The 21878-nt window shown below is 72.0% G+C and carries 14 protein-coding genes and 2 pseudogenes; 8 read left to right on the forward strand and 8 right to left on the reverse strand.

Going from position 1 to position 21878, the window contains the following annotated elements; genetic code table 11:
- Positions 1 to 292 precede the first annotated feature (292 nt).
- Positions 293 to 2581: pseudogene (locus OG455_RS26615) on the forward strand (ComEC/Rec2 family competence protein); the annotation flags it as partial.
- A gap of 361 nt (positions 2582 to 2942) precedes the next feature.
- Here OG455_RS26615 and OG455_RS26620 read toward each other — a convergent pair.
- A complete protein-coding gene (locus tag OG455_RS26620; RefSeq protein WP_266300963.1) occupies positions 2943 to 3179 on the reverse strand; it encodes a hypothetical protein in 237 nt (78 codons plus the stop codon).
- A 215-nt stretch (positions 3180 to 3394) separates the two neighbouring features.
- On the opposite strand from OG455_RS26620, the pseudogene holA reads away from it, so the two are divergent.
- Positions 3395 to 4333 (forward strand): annotated as a pseudogene (gene holA, locus OG455_RS26625) (DNA polymerase III subunit delta); the annotation flags it as partial.
- 103 nt (positions 4334 to 4436) lie between these two features.
- Here holA and OG455_RS26630 read toward each other — a convergent pair.
- Together OG455_RS26630 and rpsT are read right to left on the reverse strand one after the other, a co-directional pair.
- Positions 4437 to 5192 (reverse strand): hypothetical protein, encoded by a 756-nt coding sequence (locus OG455_RS26630; protein WP_266297862.1) that lies wholly within the window; start codon positions 5190 to 5192, stop codon positions 4437 to 4439.
- Between the two features lie 493 nt (positions 5193 to 5685).
- Positions 5686 to 5952, reverse strand: coding sequence for a 30S ribosomal protein S20 (gene rpsT / locus OG455_RS26635; RefSeq protein WP_266297864.1), 267 nt, complete (start codon positions 5950 to 5952; stop codon positions 5686 to 5688).
- A 253-nt stretch (positions 5953 to 6205) separates the two neighbouring features.
- On the opposite strand from rpsT, the gene lepA reads away from it, so the two are divergent.
- Positions 6206 to 8077 carry a translation elongation factor 4 gene (lepA, locus tag OG455_RS26640; protein WP_266297866.1) on the forward strand — a complete coding sequence of 624 codons (1872 nt, stop codon included), beginning with the start codon at positions 6206 to 6208 and terminating at the stop codon, positions 8075 to 8077.
- Positions 8078 to 8251: 174 nt separating this feature from the next.
- Here lepA and OG455_RS26645 read toward each other — a convergent pair whose 3' ends face one another.
- Together OG455_RS26645 and OG455_RS26650 are read right to left on the reverse strand one after the other, a co-directional pair.
- Complete coding sequence (locus OG455_RS26645; RefSeq protein ID WP_266300965.1) at positions 8252 to 10135, reverse strand: ABC transporter ATP-binding protein; 1884 nt, start codon at positions 10133 to 10135, stop codon at positions 8252 to 8254.
- 152 nt (positions 10136 to 10287) lie between these two features.
- Positions 10288 to 12021: an ABC transporter ATP-binding protein gene (locus OG455_RS26650; protein ID WP_266297868.1), complete on the reverse strand. Its 1734-nt coding sequence runs from the start codon at positions 12019 to 12021 to the stop codon at positions 10288 to 10290.
- Between the two features lie 308 nt (positions 12022 to 12329).
- On the opposite strand from OG455_RS26650, the gene OG455_RS26655 reads away from it, so the two are divergent.
- Both OG455_RS26655 and hemW read left to right on the forward strand, forming a co-directional pair.
- Entirely contained in the window at positions 12330 to 14243 is a 1914-nt protein-coding gene (locus tag OG455_RS26655; protein WP_266297870.1) for a long-chain fatty acid--CoA ligase, read from the forward strand.
- A gap of 57 nt (positions 14244 to 14300) precedes the next feature.
- Entirely contained in the window at positions 14301 to 15530 is a 1230-nt protein-coding gene (gene hemW, locus OG455_RS26660; RefSeq protein ID WP_266297872.1) for a radical SAM family heme chaperone HemW, read from the forward strand.
- Positions 15531 to 15627: 97 nt separating this feature from the next.
- Here the strand turns inward: hemW and OG455_RS26665 are convergent, their stop codons facing one another.
- From OG455_RS26665 to htpX, 3 genes are all read right to left on the reverse strand, one after another.
- Positions 15628 to 16449, reverse strand: a complete 822-nt coding sequence (locus tag OG455_RS26665; protein WP_266297874.1) for a DUF3097 domain-containing protein — start codon at positions 16447 to 16449, stop codon at positions 15628 to 15630.
- Between the two features lie 115 nt (positions 16450 to 16564).
- Positions 16565 to 17149 carry a hypothetical protein gene (locus OG455_RS26670; RefSeq protein WP_266297876.1) on the reverse strand — a complete coding sequence of 195 codons (585 nt, stop codon included), beginning with the start codon at positions 17147 to 17149 and terminating at the stop codon, positions 16565 to 16567.
- Between the two features lie 45 nt (positions 17150 to 17194).
- Positions 17195 to 18121 carry a zinc metalloprotease HtpX gene (htpX, locus tag OG455_RS26675; protein WP_266297878.1) on the reverse strand — a complete coding sequence of 309 codons (927 nt, stop codon included), beginning with the start codon at positions 18119 to 18121 and terminating at the stop codon, positions 17195 to 17197.
- A gap of 515 nt (positions 18122 to 18636) precedes the next feature.
- Between htpX and hrcA the strand changes: the two genes are divergently transcribed.
- The 3 genes from hrcA to OG455_RS26690 all read left to right on the forward strand — a co-directional run bounded on the left by hrcA (position 18637) and on the right by OG455_RS26690 (position 21777).
- Complete coding sequence (hrcA, locus tag OG455_RS26680; RefSeq protein ID WP_266300966.1) at positions 18637 to 19659, forward strand: heat-inducible transcriptional repressor HrcA; 1023 nt, start codon at positions 18637 to 18639, stop codon at positions 19657 to 19659.
- Between the two features lie 74 nt (positions 19660 to 19733).
- A complete protein-coding gene (gene dnaJ / locus OG455_RS26685) occupies positions 19734 to 20873 on the forward strand; it encodes a molecular chaperone DnaJ (RefSeq protein ID WP_266297880.1) in 1140 nt (379 codons plus the stop codon).
- A 154-nt stretch (positions 20874 to 21027) separates the two neighbouring features.
- A complete protein-coding gene (locus tag OG455_RS26690) occupies positions 21028 to 21777 on the forward strand; it encodes a 16S rRNA (uracil(1498)-N(3))-methyltransferase (RefSeq protein ID WP_266297882.1) in 750 nt (249 codons plus the stop codon).
- The last annotated feature ends 101 nt before the right edge of the window (positions 21778 to 21878 follow it).

Here is a 21878-nt window from a genome sequence, read left to right on the forward strand (position 1 = left end):
TGACCTGCGCCTGCTGCTTCCCGCGATCGTCGCCTGGTGCGTAACCGCGGTGCTCCTCGGTGCAGATGCCCGGCACGCGCCGGCCCTGATCGCCATGGCGGGCCTTCTGGCGATCAGTGCTCCTCTGCTGATCCTGGCCGCTCACCTGACCGGTCGTCACCGCCATGGCGGCCGGTACCGGCGGGACCACCGTCACCGCCACGACGGCCTGCCCGGCCACGACGGCCCGCAGAACCAGCACGGCCCGCACCATCCGCGGCGCCTCCGCGGCGCCCCGCACTCGGCTGTCGGGATGGCCGCCGCGCTGCTGCTCACAGCCGCGGCCGCCACCACCTGCACCGTCCTGCACACGGCGGACCTGCACCGGGGCCCGCTGCCCGCCCTGGCGCACGGCGGCAGCGCCCCCGACCTCCCATCCGCGCGGCCCTCAGCCGGCCCTCAGCCGACGCCCGGTACCGGGTCGGCGCCCGGGCCCGCGTCCACCACCGCCTCCGTCGAACTCACCATCACCGGTGACCCGCACACCCGCACCTCCCGGGCGCGCGGCTCCAGTCCGGGGCGCCCCGTCCTCACCGTGGACGCGACGGCCGACCAGGTCACCCTGGCGACCGGCGCCGCCACCCGCACCCGCACGCCGGTCACCGTGATCGTCCAGGAGCGCGACAGCGCCGCCTGGCAGGGCCTGCTGCCATCCGCCAGGGTCGTCGCCGAGGCACGGGTGCTGCCCGCCTCCGGGGCGGTCGCGGACACCGCTGCGGCGCTGCTCGCCCAGGGGCCGCCGCGCCCGCTGGCCGACCCCGGCTGGGCCCAGCGGCTGGCCGGGCGGTTGCGAACGGGCCTGCGCCAGGCCTGCGCCGGGCTCGCGCCCGACGTCCGAGCGCTGCTCCCGGGCCTCGTGGTGGGCGACACCTCCGCGATGCCGGACGACCTGGAGGAGGCCTTCCACATCACCGACCTGGTCCACCTCACGGCGGTCAGCGGCGCCAACCTCTCCATCGTGCTGGCCGTGCTGCTCGGCGCGCCCGCTCGGGCCGGCACCGCTGAGCGGGGCGGGCTGGCCGCACTGCTCGGGGTGCCGCTGCGCCTCTCGGCCCTGCTCGGGGCGGTGCTGACGGTGGCGTTCGTGACGCTCTGCCGACCCGATCCGAGCGTGCTGCGGGCCGCCGCGACCGGCCTGCTCGGGCTGCTCGCCCTGGCCATGGGCCGGCCCCGGCGAGCCATCCCGGCGCTGGCCGGCGGGGTGCTCGCGCTGCTGCTGGTCGACCCGTTCCTGGCCCGTTCCTACGGATTCCTGCTGTCGGCACTCGCCACTCTGGGGCTGCTCACCGCCGGGCGGTCCTGGGCGACGGCGCTGCACGAGCGTGGTTGGCCGCACCACCTGGCGAGCGGGGTGGCCGCCACGGCCGCGGCGCAGGCGTTCTGCGCGCCGGCCACCGTGCTGCTCGCACCGCGGGTCAGCCTGGTGGGCATCCCGTGCAATGTGCTCGCCGAACTCGCGGTCACCCCGGCCACGTTGCTCGGCTTCGCCGCCCTCGCGTCCGCTCCACTCTCCACCGGCCTCGCGCGGCTCCTGGCGGAGCTGGCCGCACTGCCGACCCAGTGGCTCGCCACCGTGGCCAGAGCCGGCGCGGCCCTACCCGGCGCCGAACTCGCCTGGACCCCGGGTTGGTTCGGCACGGCGACCCTAGCGGTGGCCGTGGTCGCGGCCTGCTACGCGCTGCGGCTGCTGCTGCCCCCGAGGCCCGGTCGGCAGACCGACCCACCAGACTCCCGATCCGCTTCCCGATCCGCCTCCCGATCCGGATCCGGATCCGGTGCTCCGCCGGGCTCCCCACTCGGCGCTCCGCCCGGCTCCCGTCCGTCCCCCCGAACCCGGCGGCGGGTGCGGATCCTGGTGGCCGCACTGCTCGCCCTCGGCTTCCTGCTGCTCCTGCTCCGGCCGGCCCCGCTGGTCCGGATCGCCACCGGCTGGCCGCCCACCGGGGCCCGGCTGGTCATGTGCTCGGTGGGTCAGGGCGATCTGCTGGTCCTCCCCGTCACCGCGGGGCCGGGTGAGGACAGTTCGGACACCGCCGTGGTCGTCGATACCGGCCCTGATCCGGCGGCGGCCGACGCTTGTCTGCGCGATCTGGGGATCACTCGGGTGCCGATGGTGTTGCTGACCCATTTCCATGCGGATCACAGCGAGGGGCTGCCCGGGGTGTTGCGGAACCGCTCGGTGGGTGCGATCGAGACCACCACGGTCGAGACGCCGCCGGGCGAGGTGGCCAAAGTCACCCGGTGGGCGGCGCAGGCCCAGGTGCCGCTGGTGCGGGCGGTGCCGGGCGAGCACCGCACGGCCGGGCCCGAACTCTCCTGGGACGTCCTGTGGCCCGTCGGGGAGCTGGGCCCGGCGACCCCGGGGGCGAACAACGCCAGCCTCGCGCTGCTGGTCGCGGCCGGCGGTCTGCGGTTGGCCCTGCTCGGCGACCTCGAACCGGCCGCCCAGGCCGAGCTGCTGGGTCGGGTCCATCCAGGAGCGGTCGATGTCCTCAAGGTGGCACACCACGGTTCGGCCAACCAGGACTGGGAGTTGGCCCGGGCGCTGCGTCCGCGCCTCGCGCTGATCTCCGTTGGCGCCGACAACCCGTACGGTCACCCGGCGGCCCGCACCGTCGACCAGTTGCGTGCCCTGGGCACCACCGTGCTGCGCACCGACCGATGCGGCGACATCGCAGTCCTGGGCGACACCGCGGCCGACCTCCGCGTACTCACCCATTCCGCCGCCGACACCGAGGTCGCAGGGCCCACCAGCGAGGCCGCCGCCGGGCCCAGGGCCAGGCCTGGGTCCGGGACCTGGGCAGCGGCAGGCGTGGGCGCGGACGCAGTGGCAGCGCCGGTACCGGCGTCCCAGCCCCGCCTGCCCCTCAGCGCTGCCCTCAGCTCCGCCCTCAGCTCCGCCCTCAGCCGTCCTCGCGCCACCCTTCGTGTTCCGCCACCACGGCGTCCACCGACGCCAGCAGTGCCGGGTCCCAGCCGAGCTCGGGCTCCTCCAGGACCACCAACCACTGGGCGTCCTCGGCATCGTCCTCACCGGCCAGGGCATCACGCACCAGCTCGAACGGACCCAGCGCGGGCCGGCACCGGAGCAACTCCTCGGCCACCGCCTCGGCCGCGTCGCGGTCGGCGAGCACCAGCAGCTGTCGGCCGACGGTCGTGGAGGCGTGCGTCAGCCTGTCGGTCTCGTTGTCGGTCTCAGGGATGTCATGCGCGTTCACGGCGACCATTCTCCCGCCTCGGCGTCGGCCGCCGGCATCGCTCCCCGGGGTGTCAGCCGCTCGTGGGATGCTGGTACGCGATGGCCAGGAAGAGTGCACCCGACGACCTGCTCGCCCCGCTGACCCTCGCGGTCGGCCAGGAGGAGCTGCTGCTCGACCGTGCGGTCGCCCAGGTGGTGGCCGCGGCGAAGGCGGCCGATCCCGACACCGATGTCCGCGATCTCGCTCCCGGTGCCCTGCAGCCGGGCAGCCTGGCCGAATTGACCACGCCTTCGCTCTTCGCAGAGCGCAAGGTGATCGTGGTCCGGGCCGCCCAGGACCTCGCGGCCGAGTCGGTGAAGGAGGTCAAGGCCTACCTCGACTCTCCGGTCGAAGAAGTGATCATGATCCTGGTGCACGCCGGGGCGGCCAAGGGCAAGGGGCTGCTGGACGCGGCGCGCAAGGCCGGGGCCCGCGAGGTCGCCTGCGCCAAGATGACCAAGGCCGGCGAGCGGATCGCCTTCGTCCGCGGCGAGTTCCGCACCCTCGGGCGCTCGGCCAGTCCGGAGGCCTGCCAGGCGCTACTGGACTCGCTCGGTGGAGACCTGCGGGAGCTGGCAGCCGCGTGCAGCCAGCTCACCTCCGACGTCGAGGGCACCATCGACGAGCGGGTGGTGGCCCGCTACTACAGCGGTCGCGCCGAGGCCACCGGCTTCGAGGTCGCCGACCTCGCGGTGACCGGCCGGGCCGCCGATGCCCTGGAGCGGCTGCGCTGGGCCCTCGCCGTGGGACAGCCGCCCACCGGCATCACCTACGCGCTGGCCTCCGGGGTGCGCGGCATCGGCCGGCTCGCCACCGCCGACCGCTCGATGCGTCCGGCCGATCTGGCCCGCGAGCTGGGCATGCCGCCCTGGAAGGTGGACCGGGTCCGCCAGCAGATGCGCGGTTGGACCGGTGACGGCGTCGCGGTCGCGCTGACCGCGATCGCCCAGGCCGACGCCGCGGTCAAGGGCGGCTCGGACGACCCGGCGTACGCGCTGGAGCGGGCCGTGGTCGCGGTTGCCAGGGCCGCGCGTTCCGGCGCCCGCTCCTACTGACGCGCCGCCGGCCGCTCCAGAGGAGTCGGCCAAGTCGGCCCTGTCTGCCTCGCCAACCCCGCCTCGCCAACCCAGCCCCGTCAGCCTCGCCAACCCCGCCCCGTCAGCCGCGTCCGCCCAGCGCCCGCAGCGCGTCCCGGGTGTCGATCACCAGCGCCTGCCGGATCCCGTCCCGGTCGGGTGCGGTCTCCTTGCCCTCCTCGTAGGAGGTGGACCAGATCAGGTAGTAGGTCATCGCGCCGTCCCGGACGTAGACCATCTGCGTGAGGAAGTGCCGGTTGTGATCGGTCCCGTTCTGCTGGTCCTGGTACCCGGCGTAGGCCTGGTCGCCCAGCTGCGGGACGTCGCTCACCTCGAACTGCCGCTGGGCGTAGGACGCCCGCTGGGCCTGGAACTCGGGAGCCGGATTGACGGCGTGGTGCAGCTGCGCGTCCAGGTAGAGGGAGACGTACTCGGTGTCCGTCGCGGACTTCTTGAGGTACTCGGTGCAGTTCGTCTCGTCGAGCGCCTTGTTCCGCGTCGTGAAGTGGTTCGAGGCCGCGGCCGAGACCGGGTAGAGCTGTCCGAGCCGGCTCAGCGGCGCCGTCCCGCACAGGTTGTCGGTCAGTCGGTAGCCGCCGATCGGCAGCGCCGCGGAGGGCGCTCTGGCCAGCCCGGGCACGGTCCACACCGCCGCCGTCCAGAGCACCGAGGCCACCAGCGCACCGGCGAACCCCCAGCGGGCCCGCAGCAGCGACCGCCGCCCGCGCGGTGCGGGAGCGCTCGGCGTTCCGTGGTCGGCCGGCGCCTGGGGTCCGGCGGGCCCGCCCGGCAGGGGCGGGTAGCCGTAGCCGGGTGGGGCCTGCGGTGATGTCGACACGGGCATATCCCCCAGGGCGCGGCAGCGGCGGCGGCAGAGCGTGATGACCCCGAACGGAGCGTGGCTAGACGATATACCCCCCGCCCGCCGCGCCAGGTGGGCGCGGCCACCTCCGGCGGACACGCCAGCCCCGAGGAGGCCGGGCACACCCGTGCGCGAGGCCCCCCGCGGAACGCCCCCGAAACGCCCCCGTGAAACTCCGACAGGCTGAAACGCCGACAGGCGCCGCGGCACCCCCGAAGGGGACTGCCATGGCGCCTGCCGGTCGAGCTGTGCACCGCACCCGCGTGGCGAACGCAGGCCGCGTGCGGTACGAGTTCGTGCGCCTCGGGGCTCCGGGTAGAGGGCCGTGTCACCCGAGGGGTACTACGAGATTACGAGATGCTGCGCGGTGTTACGGGTACCGCGAGGTACCGCGAGTCCGGTGAAGTCCTGCCACCGAGCCGGGTCGATATCGAGCGGAGCCCGGCCGAGCGGTGCGGACCAACGGGGCTCAGGCCTGGGTGGTGGCAACCTGCTTGGTGATCGCCGACTTCTTGTTGGCAGCCTGGTTCTTGTGGATGACACCCTTGCTGACGGCCTTGTCGAGGGCCTTGGAGGCCTCGCGGGCCAGCACGGTGGCCTTCTCGGTCTCGCCGGCGGCAGCGGCCTCGCGGGCCTTGCGCAGCGCGGTCTTGAGCGAGGACTTGACGGCCTTGTTGCGCAGGCGCGCCTTCTCGTTGGTCTTGTTGCGCTTGATCTGGGACTTGATGTTCGCCACGAAAGAGCCTCAGTCTTATCTGATCGATCGGGTCTGCGGGTGTTGCGTCCTTCACTCCGGTCCAGCTGAGAGGGCATGCCGAGAGCGAGGTGCAGCGCCCCACGCTACCAGGGCCCTGGCGCGCCCCCCAAACCGGCGGGCGGCGCCGTGCTCGTGGGAAGATGGACGGAACCCTGGTATTTGAGACACCCCCAGGGCTCCTGGATCGGACGACAGCGTCCGGCCCCCCGGACCAACGGAGAATCGGACCAAGGTGCCCGCGACCCCTACGAACGTGCCAGAGCCCAGCCGTACCGACCCGGCGCTGATCCGCAACTTCTGCATCATCGCCCACATCGACCACGGCAAGTCGACGCTCGCCGACCGGATGCTGCAGATCACCGGCGTGGTCGACCCCCGGCAGATGCGTGCCCAGTACCTCGACCGGATGGACATCGAGCGCGAGCGCGGCATCACCATCAAGTCGCAGGCGGTCCGCCTCCCGTGGGCCCCGCTGACCGGTGAGCACGCGGGTACCACGCACATCCTCAACATGATCGACACCCCCGGCCACGTGGACTTCACCTACGAGGTGTCCCGCTCCCTGGCCGCCTGCGAGGGCACCGTCCTGGTGGTGGACGCCGCGCAGGGCATCGAGGCGCAGACCCTGGCCAACCTCTACCTGGCCCTGGAGAACGACCTCACGATCATCCCGGTCCTCAACAAGATCGACCTGCCGGCCGCCCAGCCCGAGAAGTACGCCGCCGAGCTCGCGCACATCATCGGCTGCGACCCGGACGACGTGCTCAAGGTCAGCGCCAAGACCGGTCTGGGCGTCGAGGACCTGCTCGACCACGTGGTCGCGAAGATCCCGGCACCGGTGGGTGTCAAGGACGCCCCGGCCCGCGCGATGATCTTCGACTCGGTCTACGACTCCTACCGCGGCGTGGTCACCTACGTCAGGGTGGTCGACGGCCAGCTCACCAAGCGTGAGCGGATCGCGATGATGTCCACCGGCGCCACCCACGAGCTGCTGGAGATCGGCGTCATCTCGCCCGAGCCCAAGGTCGCGGACGGCCTCGGCGTCGGCGAGGTGGGCTACATCATCACCGGCGTGAAGGACGTCCGGCAGTCCAAGGTCGGCGACACCATCACCTCGATGCACAAGGGCGCCACCGAGGCGCTGGGCGGCTACAAGGACCCGCGCCCGATGGTCTTCTCCGGCCTCTACCCGCTGGACGGCAGCGACTACCCGCTGCTGCGCGACGCGCTGGACAAGCTGCGCCTGAACGACGCCGCACTCGTCTACGAGCCCGAGACCTCGGTCGCGCTCGGCTTCGGCTACCGCTGCGGCTTCCTCGGCCTGCTCCACCTGGAGATCATCCGGGAGCGCCTGGAGCGCGAGTTCAACCTGGACCTGATCTCCACCGCCCCGAACGTGATCTACCGGGTTGTCATGGAGGACGGCAGCGAGCACACCGTCACCAACCCGAGCGAGTTCCCCACCGGTAAGATCGCGGAGGTCTACGAGCCGGTCGTGCGCGGCACCATCCTGGCGCCGAACGACTTCGTCGGCGCGATCATGGAGCTCTGCCAGGCCCGCCGCGGCAACCTGCAGGGCATGGACTACCTCTCCGAGGACCGGGTCGAGCTGCGGTACACCCTGCCGCTGGCCGAGATCGTCTTCGACTTCTTCGACCAGCTGAAGTCCAAGACCCGCGGCTACGGCTCCTTCGACTACGAGCCGATCGGCGAGCAGACCGCCGACCTGGTCAAGGTCGACATCCTGCTGCACGGTGACCCGGTGGACGCCTTCTCCGCGATCGTGCACAAGGACAAGGCCTACAACTACGGCGTCATGATGGCCGGCAAGCTGCAGAAGCTGATCCCGCGCCAGCAGTTCGAGGTGCCGATCCAGGCCGCGATCGGCTCCCGGGTGATCGCCCGTGAGACGGTCCGCGCGATCCGCAAGGACGTCCTCGCCAAGTGCTACGGCGGTGACATCTCGCGCAAGCGCAAGCTGCTGGAGAAGCAGAAGGAGGGCAAGAAGCGGATGAAGATGGTCGGCCGGGTGGAGGTCCCGCAGGAGGCCTTCATCGCCGCGCTGTCCACCGACGCCGACGCCCCCAAGGACGCCAAGAAGTAGTCCGGCGCACGGCGAAGGGCCGCCCACCGCAAGCGCGGTGGGCGGCCCTTCGGTATGTCAGCCGATCAGCATGTCAGCCGATCAGCCGGCCGGCTGACCAGCCGGTCAGCCGGTCAACCGGTCAGCCGGCTGACATGCTGTGCCGGCAGCCCTGCCGCCGGCACAGCCGGTGGTTCACTCCTGCTCGGCGACCGCCTGGGCGAACTGGGCCTGGTAGAGCCGGTCGTAGGCGCCCCGGGCGGCGATCAGCTCGTCGTGCGTGCCCTGCTCCACGATCGCCCCGTTCTCCATCACCAGGATCACGTCGGCATCCCGGATGGTGGAGAGCCGGTGCGCGATGACGAAGCTGGTGCGGCCGCTGCGCAGCCGGGCCATGGCCCGCTGGATCAGCACCTCGGTGCGGGTGTCGACCGAGCTGGTGGCCTCGTCCAGGACCAGGATGCTCGGCTGGGCCAGGAACGCGCGGGCGATGGTGATCAGCTGCTTCTCGCCGGCGCTGACCCCGGTGCCCTCGTCGTCGATCACGGTGTCGTAGCCCTCGGGGAGGGTGCGCACGAAGCGGTCGACGTGGGCGGCCTTGGCGGCCTCCACGACCTGCTCCCGGGTGGCGCCGGTGGACCCGTAGGCGATGTTCTCGGCGATCGAGCCACCGAACAGCCAGGTGTCCTGGAGCACCATGCCGATCCCCGAGCGCAGCTCCTCGCGGGACATGGCGGCGATGTCGACGCCGTCCAGGGTGATCCGGCCGCCGCTGACCTCGTAGAAGCGCATCAGCAGGTTGACCATGGTGGTCTTGCCCGCGCCGGTCGGGCCGACGATGGCGACCGTGTGGCCGGGCTCCACCTTGAGCGAGAGGTCCTCGATCAGCGGCTTGTCGGGGGTGTAGCGGAAAGCGACGTCCTCGAAGGAGACCAGGCCGCGCAGCTCGGCGGGGCGCTCGGGGTGCAGCGGCTCGGGGGACTGCTCATCGGCGTCGAGCAGCTCGAAGACCCGCTCGGCCGAGGCGACCCCGGACTGCAGCAGGTTGGCCATGCTGGCGACCTGGGTGAGCGGCTGGCTGAACTGGCGGGAGTACTGGATGAACGCCTGCACGTCACCGAGCGAGAGCGCGCCGCTGGCCACCCGCAGACCGCCGACCACCGCGACCGCCACGTAGTTCAGGTTGCCGATGAACATCATCGCGGGCTGGATGATCCCGGAGATGAACTGCGCCCGGAAGCTGGAGGCGAAGAGCTCCTCGTTCTCCTGGCGGAAGGTTTCGGCGGCTTCCTTCTGCCGTCCGAAGACCTTCACCAGCGCGTGACCGGTGTACATCTCCTCGATGTGCGCGTTCAGCTTGCCGGTGGTCTTCCACTGCGCGACGAACTGCGGCTGCGCCCGCTTGCCGACCCGCGCCGCGACGATCACCGAGAGCGGCACCGAGACCAGCGCGATGAGCGCGAGGATCCAGGAGATCCAGAACATCATCGCCAGCACGCCGACGATGGTGAGCAGGGAGTTCACCACCTGGCCCATGGTCTGCTGCATGGACTGGGTGACATTGTCGATGTCGTTGGTGACCCGGCTGAGCACCTCGCCGCGCGCCTGCTTGTCGAAGTAGCTCAGCGGCAGCCGGCTGATCTTCTCCTCGACCTGGTTGCGCAGCCGGTTGGCCGTCCGGTTGATCGCGCGCGCGGCCAGCCGGCCCTGCATGATGCCGAAGACCGACGAGGCGACGTAGATCAGCAGCACCCAGAGCAGCACGGTGCCGATGGCGCTGTAGTCCATCCGCTGACCGGGGGTGAAGTGCAGGTGGCGCAGCAGCTCCGCCTGCTTCCCGTTTCCGCTGGTCGCGTAGGCCAGCGCGGTCGGGGTGGGGATCAGGCGGCCCAGCGCGCCGGCGAAGATCAGGTCGGTCGCCCGGCCGAGCAGCTTCGGGCCCGCCACCGCGCAGCCGACGCTGAGCGTGCCGAGCGCCAGCATCCCGGTCAGCGCGGCCCGCTCCGGCCGGAGCAGGCCGAGCAGCCGCTTGCCGGAGCCGGTGAAGTCCATCGACTTCTCGGCGCCCTGGCCGCTCATGAAGCGGCCGGGGCCGGCCGGCCCGCGCCGGGCCGCGGCAGCCTGCGAACCGGACGGCACATCGCCCGGCGCGGCCGGGGCGGCGGGGGCGGCGGGGGGCCCGCCCGGCTTGGCCGGGTCGGCCGGGGGTCCGCCGGCCTTCTGCGAGGTGGTCACGCCGCCTCCTCCTCGGTGAGCTGGGAGAGCACGATCTCCCGGTAGGTCGGGTTGTCGTCCATCAGCTCGCGGTGTGTGCCGGTGCCGACCACCGAGCCCTCGTCGAGGACGATGATCCGGTCGGCGTCGCGGATGGTGCTGACCCGCTGGGCCACGATCACCACGGTCGCCTCGGCCGTCTCGCGGGTGAGTGCGGCGCGCAGCCGGGCGTCGGTGGCGTAGTCCAGGGCCGAGAAGGAGTCGTCGAACAGGTAGATCTCGGGCTTGCGGACCAGCGCGCGGGCGATCGCCAGGCGCTGGCGCTGGCCGCCGGAGACGTTGCTGCCGCCCTGGGCGATCGGGGCCTCCAGACCGCCTTCCAGGCGCTCCACGAAGTCCTTGGCCTGCGCGGTCTCCAGGGCCTGCCAGAGCTCCTCGTCGGTGGCGTCGGGCTTGCCGTAGCGCAGGTTGCTGGCCACCGTGCCGGTGAAGAGGTACGGCTTCTGCGGCACCAGGCCGACCTTCTCGGCCAGCAGGGCCGGGGCGACCTGGCGCACGTCGACCCCGTTGACCAGCACCTCGCCGTCGCTGGCGTCGATCAGTCGGGGAATCAGGCCGAGCAGCGTGCTCTTGCCGGCGCCGGTGCTGCCGATCACGGCGGTGGTCTCGCCGGGGCGGGCGGTGATGTCGACACCGCGCAGCACCGAGGCCTCGGCCCCGGGGTAGCGGAAGTCGACACCGCGCAGCTCCAGGTGGCCGTGCGAGCGCAGCTCGGTGACCGGCGCGCTCGGCGGCACCACGCTGGACTCGGTGTCCATGACCTCGACGATGCGCTCGGCGCAGACCTCCGCGCGCGGCACCATCATGAACATGAAGGTGGCCATCATGACGCTCATCAGGATCTGCATCAGGTAGGAGAGGAACGCGGTCAACGCGCCGATCTTCATGTCGCCGCCGGCGATCCGGTGCGCGCCGAACCAGAGCACGGCGACGCTGGAGACGTTCACGATCAGCATCACGGACGGGAACATGAAGGCCATCAGCCGGCCGGTGCGCAGCGAGTAGTCGGTCAGCTCGTCGTTGGCGACGCCGAAGCGCTGCTGCTCGTGGCCGTCCTTGACGAAGGCGCGGATCACCCGGATACCGCTGATCTGCTCGCGCAGGATCCGGTTCACGCCGTCGATCCGGGTCTGCATGCCGCGGAAGGCCGGCCGCAGCCGGCGCACCAGCAGGCTCACCACGATGCCGAGCAGCGGCACCACGATGATCAGCAGACTGGAGAGCGGGACGTCCTGGTTGAGCGCCATGATGATGCCGCCCACGCACATGATCGGGGCGGCCACCATCAGCGTGAAGGACATCAGGACCAGCATCTGGACCTGCTGCACGTCGTTGGTGGTGCGGGTGATCAGCGAGGGGGCGCCGAACTGGCCGACCTCGCGGGCCGAGAAGCTCTGCACCCGGTCGAAGACGGCGGCCCGGATGTCCCGGCCGACCGCCATCGCGGTGCGGGCGCCGAAGTAGACGGCCCCGATCGAGCAGAGCACCTGGGCCAGCGTGACCGCCATCATCACGCCGCCGATCCGCATGATGTAGCCGGTGTCGCCCTTGATCACGCCGCTGTCGATGATGTCGGCGTTCAGCGTCGGCAGGTAGAGCGAGGCGATGGTGGAAACCAGCTGGAGCAGGACCAGCAGGGAGATGGGTTTGGTATAGGGCCCGAGGTGGGCCCTGAGAAGTCTGATCAGCACTCGGACACTCTCGTTGTCGACGGGATGGGGTCGCACCCTCATTTTCGGCGGTCCCGCGGTGGCTACGCGGGCTTCTCTCCTGATCCGACCATCAGTCTGGTCATCTCATCACTCCATGCACTACCAGTTCGTTGCGGTGTCAGTGGGCGGTTCCCTCTTAACAGGGGTGCCCTGTTGGCCCTAGGCTGTCGGCAGCCTTGTTACCGGCCAGTTAATTAACCGGACGGTGAACAGGCCCGGCGGGCGGTCAACCCCCCAAGCCCCCGCACGGATCCCACCCTCGGCCACCTGGTCCCCCGGAGGTCTCGTTGAGTTCAGCGCATTCCGTCATCGGCTCCGACAAGATCGCTGGGCGCCCGGCCTCAGTGGCCCACCTGTTCCTCAGCAGGGTAGAGGCCACGCCCGACGGCGAGGCATACAGGTTCCCCGTTCCGGTCGACGAACACGCGGCGGACGGTGCGCCCGGCGCCGAGCAGTGGCGCTCGCTCACCTGGGCGCAGACCGCCGCCCGGGTCCAGCACACGGCCGCCGGCCTGATGTCGCTCGGCATCGAGCCCGAGGACCGGGCCGCGATCGCGGCCTCCACCCGGATCGAGTGGATCATCGCCGACATGGGCAACATGTGCGCGGGTGTGGCCACCACGACCATCTACCCGAGCACCAACGCCGACGAGACCGCCTTCATCCTGGCCAACTCCGGCAGCAAGGTCCTCTTCGCCGAGAACGCCGCCCAGCTGGCCAAGGCGGTCGACCAGCGCGACCAGCTGCCCGAGCTGCGCACCGTGGTGCTCTTCGACCTGCCGGCCGAGCGGCCCGAGCCGGCGGGCCTCACCGTGCTCACCCTGGCCGAGCTGGAGGAGCGCGGCGCCGCCTACCTCAAGGAGCACCCGGACGCGATCCGCCGCGCGGTGGACGCCCTGGACCGCGAGCAGCTGGCCAGCCTCATCTACACCTCCGGCACCACCGGCCGCCCCAAGGGCGTCCGCCTGGTGCACGACTGCTGGGCGTACGAGGGCCTGGCCCAGCAGGAGAGCGGCCTGCTGCGCAGCGACGACGTGCAGTTCATGTGGCTGCCGCTGTCGCACGTCTTCGGCAAGTCGCTGATCTGCGGCCAGATCGCCACCGGCCACGTGATGGCGGTGGACGGCCGGGTGGACCGGATCATCCACAACCTGCCCCTGATCAGGCCGACCCTGATGGCCTCCGCGCCGCGGATCTTCGAGAAGGTCTACAACGGCATCGCGGGCCGGGCCAGAGCCGAGGGCGGCGCCAAGTACAAGATCTTCATGTGGGCCGCGAAGGTGGCCCGCGACTACGCCAGGACCGTCCAGGAGAGCAGGCTCGCCACCGGCCGCGACAGCGCGCCGCTCGGCCTGCGGCTGCAGCACGCGCTGGCCGACAAGCTGGTCTACGCCAAGATCCGGGCGGCCTTCGGCGGCCGGCTGCGCGGCTCGGTCTCGGGCAGTGCCGCGCTGGCCCCCGAGATCGGCTACTTCTTCCTGGGCGCCGGGGTGCCGATCCTGGAGGGCTACGGCCTCACCGAGACCAGCGCCGGCGTGGTGGTCAACCCCGCCGAGGACATCCGGGTCGGCACGGTGGGCCGGCCGCTGCCGGGCACCGAGGTCCGGATCGCCGAGGACGGCGAGATCCTGCTGCGCGGCCCGGCCGTGATGCGCGGCTACCACGACAACCCGGAGCAGACCGCCGAGGTGCTGGAGCCCGACGGCTGGTTCCACACCGGCGACATCGGCGAGCTGGGCCCGGACGGCTACCTGCGGATCACCGACCGCAAGAAGGACATGTTCAAGACCTCCGGCGGCAAGTACGTCGCCCCCAGCGAGGTCGAGGGCAAGTTCAAGGCGATCTGCCCGTTCGTCAGCAACATCCTGGTGATCGGCAACGGCCGCAACTTCTGCACCGCGCTGATCGGGCTGGACGAGCCGGTGATCATGCAGTGGGCCGGTGAGCACGGCCTGGCCGGCAAGAGCTACGCCGAGGTGGTCGGTTCGCCGGAGGTGCGGAACCTGATCGAGGGCTTCGTCAAGAAGCTCAACGCCGAGCTGCAGCGCTGGCAGACGATCAAGAAGTTCTTCGTCCTGCCGCGTGACCTGGACGTCGAGCACGGCGAGCTCACCCCGAGCCTGAAGATCAAGCGCCCGGTGGTCGAGCGCACCTACGCCGAGGCCGTCCAGGAGATGTACGCGGGCGCCAACGAGGCCTGAGCCCCCGCCCGGTCCGGTACGGCAGGGGCAACCCGCGCCGTACCGGACAATGGACGCATGCCCTCCGCACTTCCCGACGGCGAGCCCGTGCCGTCCGACGGCTCGCTGCCCGCGTCCGCCCTGACCGGCCTCGGTGACCGGCCGTTCGGCTTCTACCTGCACGTGCCGTACTGCGCCACCCGCTGCGGCTACTGCGACTTCAACACGTACACCGCCACCGAGCTGCACTCCTCCGGTGCGGTCGCCTCCCAGGAGACCTACGCGGCCAACCTGGTCGCCGAGGTCCGGCTGGCCCGCGAGGTGCTGGGGAGCGCCGAGCTGCCGGTGCGCACCGTCTTCCTCGGCGGCGGCACGCCCACCCTGCTGCCGGCCCGCGACCTGGTCGCGATGCTGGCGGCGGTCCGCGAGGAGTTCGGGCTCGCCCCGGACGCCGAGGTGACCACCGAGGCCAACCCCGAGTCGGTCGACGCGGCCTACCTGGCCGAGCTGCGCGCGGGCGGCTTCAACCGGATCTCCTTCGGCATGCAGAGCGCCCGCCCGCACGTGCTGAAGGTGCTGGACCGCCACCACACCCCGGGCCGCCCCGAGGCCTGCGTCGCCGAGGCCAGGGCGGCCGGCTTCGAGCACGTCAACCTGGACCTGATCTACGGCACGCCGGGGGAGAGCGACGAGGACTGGCGGGCCTCGCTGGCGGCCGCGATCGGTGCCGGACCCGACCACGTCTCGGCGTACTCGCTGATCGTCGAGGAGGGCACCCGGCTGGCCGGGCGGATCAAGCGCGGCGAACTGCCGATGGTCGACGACGACGTGCACGCCGACCGCTACCTGATCGCCGAGGAGGCGCTCGCCGCCGCCGGCTACGCCTGGTACGAGGTCTCCAACTGGGCGACCACCGAGGCGGGGCGCTGCCGCCACAACGAGCTGTACTGGACCGGGGCCGACTGGTGGGGCGCGGGGCCGGGCGCGCACAGCCACGTCGGCGGTGTGCGGTGGTGGAACGCCAAGCACCCGGCGGCGTACGCACGGGCCCTGGCCGAGGGCCGCACGCCGGCCCAGGGGCGCGAGGTGCTGCCGGCCGAGGACCGCCGGGTCGAGCGGATCCTGCTGGAGCTGCGACTGGTCGAGGGCTGCCCGCTCGACCTGCTCACCGCGGCCGGGCTGCGGGCCGCCGAGCGGGCGCTGGCCGACGGGCTGCTGGCCGGCGGGCCGTTCGCCGCGGGGCGGGCTGTGCTGACCCTGCGCGGGCGGCTGCTGGCGGACGCGGTGGTGCGCGACCTGGTGGACTGACGGGGCCGGCCCCGCGCGTGCGGGGCGCTGACGCTACTCGGCCGGGTCGACGAGCTCATCGACGGGCGACCCCCACGCGCGTGGGGTGATCAGCACGCTACTCCGTGGTGAAATCGATGAGTTGCTCGACGCTCCGGAGAAGTTCGGGCTCCAGGTCCTTGTACGAGTTCACCGAGGCCAGGATCCGCTTCCAGGCGGCCGGAGTGTCCACCGGCCACCCCAGGCGGCGGCAGATGCCCTCCTTCCAGACCTCCCCGCGCGGCACCCCGGGCCAAGCCGCGATGCCCACGCTCTCCGGCTTGACGGCCTGCCAGATGTCGATGAAGGGATGCCCCACCACCAGCACGGCGTCCCCGGTGACCGCCGAGGCGATCCGGTGCTCCTTGGTCCCCGGGAGCAGGTGGTCCACCAGGACGCCGAGCCGCCGTCCGCCCGCGGGGGCGAACTCGGCCACGATCGCCGGCAGGTCGTCGACACCCTCCAGGTACTCGACCACCACGCCCTCGATCCGCAGGTCGTCGCCCCAGACCCGCTCGACCAGCTCCGCGTCGTGCCGGCCCTCGACGTAGATCCGCGATTCCCGGGCGACCCTGGCCCGGGTACCGGGCACCGCGATCGAGCCGGAGGCGGTCCGCCCGGGGCCCCGGGCCGGTGCCGGGCCGCTCGGCCGTACCAGGGTGACCACCTTGCCCTCCAGCAGGAAGCCGCGCGGGACCAGCGGGAAGACCCGGTGCTTGCCGAACCGGTCCTCCAGGGTCACGGTCGGGCCCTCGGCGGTCTTCTCGCAGCGCACCACCGCGCCGCAGAAGCCGCTGGCGGCCTCCTCGACCACGAGGTCCCGTTCGGCGGGCACCTCCGGGGCGGGCTGCTGGCGCTTCCAGGGCGGGGTGAGGTCGGAGCTGTACTGAGTGCTGCGCATGGGAGGAACTATAGGAAAAGCCGACGGCCCGTCAGGGTGCAACGGGCCGTCGGCTCACCAGCTCACCAGCTCACAGGTCCGGGCTCACAGGTCCGGGCTCAAGCGGGGGCCGGCCTCACAGCCCGGGCGCGCCCCAGACCGGGAACCAGCGGCTGAGGTCCGCCTCCAACCGCAGGTCGTTGCCTAGCATCGCCTTCACCTGCAGCTCCAGCGGGCTGTTGCGCTTCTCGCCGCCGCCGGGCATCGGGGCGAAGGGGTAGAAGGAGCCGCGCTTGTAGAGGTAGACCAGCGCCAGCGACTGCCCCGCCTCGTTGCGGAAGCCGACCAGCGAGCAGAGCAACTGCGGGCCGAAGCCGTTGGCCTCCAGCTCGCTGTTGACCGCGTGCAGGTCGTTGACCAGGTCCGGCAGCTCCTCGGGGGTGTGCCGGGCGAGCAGCCAGGAGTAGCCGTACTCGTCGCGGCTGGCCTCCACCGGGGTCCCGCCGCCCGCGGTGTCGGCGTCCAGCAGGGCCCGCACCTGCCGTTCCACCTCGCCGAACGCGCCGCCCTCGACCGCCGCGAAGCAGACCGAGCCGAGCCCGGTGGGCGTGAAGCCGGCGGCGGCCTCCAGGGTGAGGGCGGCCGACGGCACGCCGAAGAGCTGGTCGAGGTCCGGCTTGACCGGCTTGCTGCGGCCGAGCAGCGCGTCCAGGAATCCCACGGGTCGTTCCCTTTCAGTGGCAGCGTCAGTAGCAGCTGTTGGGGGTCAGCGTCCCAGCTCGGCGGAGATCTTGCCCAGCTGCTCCAGACGCTGCTCCAGGCTGGGGTGGGTGGACAGCAGCTGCGTGGCCGTCTCGCGGGCGCTCAGCGCGGGGGCGAAGTAGAACGCGTTGTAGGCCTGCGACTGGCGCAGGTCCTGGGTCGGGATCGCGGCGATCTGCCCGGTCACCTTGGTCAGCGCCGAGGCGAGCGCGCTGGGCCGGCCGGTGAGCTGGGCGGCGGCGCGGTCGGCGGCCAGCTCGCGGTAGCGGGACAGCACCCGGGTGAGCAGGAAGCTGAGCGCGTAGACCACCACGCTGACCAGCGTGACGGCGATCATCACGAACGCGGCGTTGTCATTGTTGTTGTTGTTCCGGTTGCCGCCGCCCATCATGCCGCTGTAGAGCGCGATCCGGGTGATCGCACCGGCCAGCACGCCGAGGAAGCCGGCGATGGTCATCACCGCGACGTCCCGGTGCGCGACGTGCGAGAGCTCGTGCGCCAGCACGCCTTCCAGCTCCTCCGGCTCCAGCCGGCGCAGCAGGCCGGTGGTCACGCAGACCACCGCGTTCTGCGGGTTGCGGCCGGTGGCGAAGGCGTTGGGCATGTCGTTGTCGGCGACCGCGACGCGCGGCTTGGGCATGTCGGCCAGCGCGCAGAGCCGGTCAATGGTGCCGTGCAGCTGCGGATACTGCTCCGGGGTGACCGCGTGGGCGCCCATCGCCCGCTCGGTGATCTTGTCGCTGAACCAGAACTGCGCGACGAAGAGCCCGCCCATCAGCAGCACGATCAGCGGCCAGGCGCCCTTCAGCAGGACGATCAGCACACCCGTGAAGCCGACGTACAGCAGCCCGATCAGGAACATCGTGGTGACCATCCGCGTGGACAGTCCACGGTCGGGCGCGAAGCGGGTGTGGGGGCCGGACGCCGACATGGCTGCTCCTTGTGTCCATCAGGTCTCCAGACCGGGGCGGTCGTACCGCCTCGGTCCCAGTTGCTATCGATGCTGCCACTTCGCCCGGCGGCGGGCACCACCCTGGTCCGGCGCGGTCGCGTGACGCGCGTCGCGGCCGGTCGGCCGGGGAGCCTCGCGGAGTGATCCGCGCGGCATCCACGGCCAGGGCGTTCCTGCCGTCGGACCCGGGCCCTACACTGGCAGGTACGGTTTTGGCACTCCACTGTGCAGAGTGCCAGGCCAATTCTGACCCAGTACCCGTAGTGCCCGACCCAGTACCTGGACAACGCGCGAAGAGGGAGGTGCGTGCCATGTTCGACGAACCCGATTCCGACCCGCGTCCCACCGGCCGCGACTCGGCCGGCGACGCGCCGGCCGGCAGGCCCGCGCCCGCCGCGCGTCCGGCCCGGTCGGCAGCCGCCAAGTCCGCGCCGGCCGGCAGGCCCGCGCCCGCCGCCCGCGCCGTCAAGAGTGCCGAGGTCAGCAGGCTGGAGATCCGCCAGCTCGACGAGCGCAAGCTCGCCGTACTGCGTGCCATCGTCCAGGACTACGTGGGCACCGAGGAGCCGGTGGGCTCCAAGGCCCTGGTCGAGCGGCACAACCTCGGCGTCTCCCCGGCCACCGTGCGCAACGACATGGCCACCCTGGAGGAGGACGGCTACATCCAGCAGCCGCACACCAGCGCCGGCCGGATCCCGACCGACAAGGGCTACCGGCTCTTCGTCGACCGGCTGGCCGAGGTCAAGCCGATGAGCGCCCCCGAGCGCCGGGCGATCCGGCACTTCCTGGACGGCGCCGTCGACCTGGACGACGTGGTGGCCCGCACCGTGCGGCTGCTCGCCCAGCTGACCCGCCAGGTCGCCGTGGTCCAGTACCCCTCGCTCTCCCGCTCGACCGTGCGCCACGTCGAGCTGGTCGCGCTCGCTCCGGCCAAGGTGATGCTGGTGCTGATCACCGACACCGGCCGGGTCGAGCAGCGGGTGTTCGACTGCCCGGCCCCGGTCCACGAGAGCACCCTGGCCGACCTGCGCGCCCGGCTGAACGCCAGAGCCGGCGGCCAGCGCTTCCCCGACGTCCCGGCCCTGGTCGACGACCTGCCGGCGGCCTTCGAGCCCGCCGAGCGGCCGATCGTCTCCACCGTCCTCTCCACCCTCTTCGAGTCGCTGGTCGAGCAGAACGAGGAGCGGATCATGCTGGCCGGCACGGCCAACCTGACCCGTTTCGGCCACGACTTCCCGCTCACCATCCAGCCGGTCCTGGAGGCCCTGGAGGAGCAGGTGGTGCTGCTGCGCCTGCTCGGCGAGACCGCGGACAGCGGCATGATGGTGCGGATCGGTCGGGAGAACGAGTACGAGGGCCTCAATTCCACCTCGGTCGTCTCGGTCGGTTACGGTTCGGGCGAGGAGAGTGTGGCCAAACTCGGAGTGATCGGTCCCACTCGGATGGACTACCCCGGCACGATGGGGGCGGTCCGGGCGGTTGCCCGGTACGTGGGGCAGATCCTGGCCGAGTCATAGAGCACCCCTACTACATGTAGTAGACAGACCAGTCGCAGCAGGACCTTCTACAGGCGGAACAAGCGGAGCATTTGGTGGCCACGGACTACTACGCGGTACTCGGCGTCCGACGGGACGCGGGGCAGGACGAGATCAAGAAGGCGTTCCGGCGCCTTGCCCGTGAACTGCACCCGGACGTCAACCCGGACCCCAAGACGCAGGAGCGGTTCAAGGAGATCAACGCCGCTTACGAGGTGCTCTCGGACCCGCAGAAGCGGCAGGTCTACGACCTCGGCGGCGATCCCTTGTCGCCCAACGGCGGTGGCGCGGGCGGATTCGGCGCGGGTGCGGCGGGCTTCGGCTTCTCCGACATCATGGACGCCTTCTTCGGCGCGGCCTCCGGGCAGCGCGGCCCGCGCTCGCGCACCCGGCGCGGCCAGGACGCGATGATCCGCCTGGAGATCACCCTGGAGGAGGCCACTTTCGGCACCACCAAGGAACTCCAGGTCGACACCGCCGTCACCTGTACCACCTGCAGCGGTGAGGGTGCGGCCCCGGGCACCTCGGCGCAGACCTGCGACATGTGTCGCGGCAAGGGCGAGGTCTCCCAGGTCACCCGGTCCTTCCTGGGCCAGGTCATGACCTCGCGCCCGTGCCCGCAGTGCCAGGGCTTCGGCACCGTGGTCCCGACCCCGTGCCCCGAGTGCGCGGGCGACGGCCGGGTTCGGGCCCGGCGCACCCTCACGGTCAAGATCCCCGCCGGTGTCGACAACGGCACCCGGATCCAGCTGGCCGGCGAGGGCGAGGTCGGCCCCGGCGGCGGCCCGGCCGGCGACCTCTACGTGGAGATCGCCGAGACCAGCCACCCGACCTTCCAGCGCCGCGGGGACGACCTGCACTGCACGGTCACCATCCCGATGACGGCCGCCTCGCTCGGCACCCAGGTGCCGCTGCAGACCCTGGACGGCCTGGAGGAGGTCGACATCCGGCCGGGCACCCAGTCCGGCCAGTCGATCCCGCTGCACGGACGGGGCGTCACCCACCTGCGCGGGGGCGGCCGGGGCGACCTGATAGTGCATGTCGAGGTGCAGACGCCCACCAAGCTCGACCCCGAGATGGAGGACCTGCTGCGCCGCCTGGCGGTGCTGCGCGGCGAGGAGCGGCCCTCGGGGCACTTCGCGCCGGGGCAGCAGGGGCTGTTCTCCCGCCTGAAGGACGCTTTCAACGGCCGCTGAGCGGTCACCAGCACCATCGCGATCGGGGTGGGCCGGGCTACCGGCCCACCCCGGCCCGTTCCCGGGCCGCCCCGTCCCGTTTTCGGGCCCACCCCGCCGCCCGCCCGCCGGCCAGCCCCGCCGCCCGCCTGACCCGTTGTGAGAAGAGCGCGCCATGACCGCACCCGTCTTCGTCGTCGAGACCGCCCGGCTGGCCGGCGCCGTGCCCGGCACCCCGGTCCGCCTGGACGGGCCCGAGGGCCGGCACGCCGCCGCCGTGAAGCGGCTGGAGGTCGGCGAGGCGGTCACCCTGACCGACGGGCTGGGCCTGGGCGGCCACGGCACCGTCACCGCCGTGCACGGCAAGGACGCGCTGGAGGTCACGCTCACCGGGCTCGCCGCCGTGGCCGAGCCGAGCCCGCGGATCGTCGTGGTCCAGGCGCTGCCCAAGGGCGACCGCGGCGAGCTGGCGGTCGAGACCATGACCGAGGTGGGCGTCGACGTGGTGGTCCCCTGGCCGGCCTCCCGCTGCGTCACCCAGTGGAAGGGCGAGCGCGGTGCCAAGGCGCTGGCCAAGTGGCGGGCCACCGCGCGCGAGGCGGGCAAGCAGTCGCGCCGCCTGCGCTTCCCCGAGGTGCGCGAGCCGATGACGACGCGTCAGCTCGCCCCGCTGCTGGCCGGCGCCGCCTTCGCCGCGGTGCTGCACGAGGAGGGCGCCGAGCCGCTGGCGACCGCCGAGCTGCCGGACAGCGGTGACCTGGTGCTGATCGTCGGCCCGGAGGGCGGGGTGAGCCCCGAGGAGCTCGCCGCCTTCGCCGAGGCCGGTGCCAAGCCCTACCGGCTCGGCTCCTCGGTGCTGCGCACCTCCACGGCGGGCGTGGCGGCGGGCGCGCTGCTGCTCGGCCGCACCGGCCGCTGGTCCTGACGCGCCGGGCTGCCTCCGCCGCTGCCTCCGCGGCCACCGCCGTCTCCGTCGTCTCCTCGGAACCGCTGGTCCCGGTCGCCCCGCCCTGCATAACCTGGCGC

It is taken from the genome of Kitasatospora sp. NBC_01287 (assembly GCF_026340565.1).
GTDB lineage: Bacteria > Actinomycetota > Actinomycetes > Streptomycetales > Streptomycetaceae > Kitasatospora.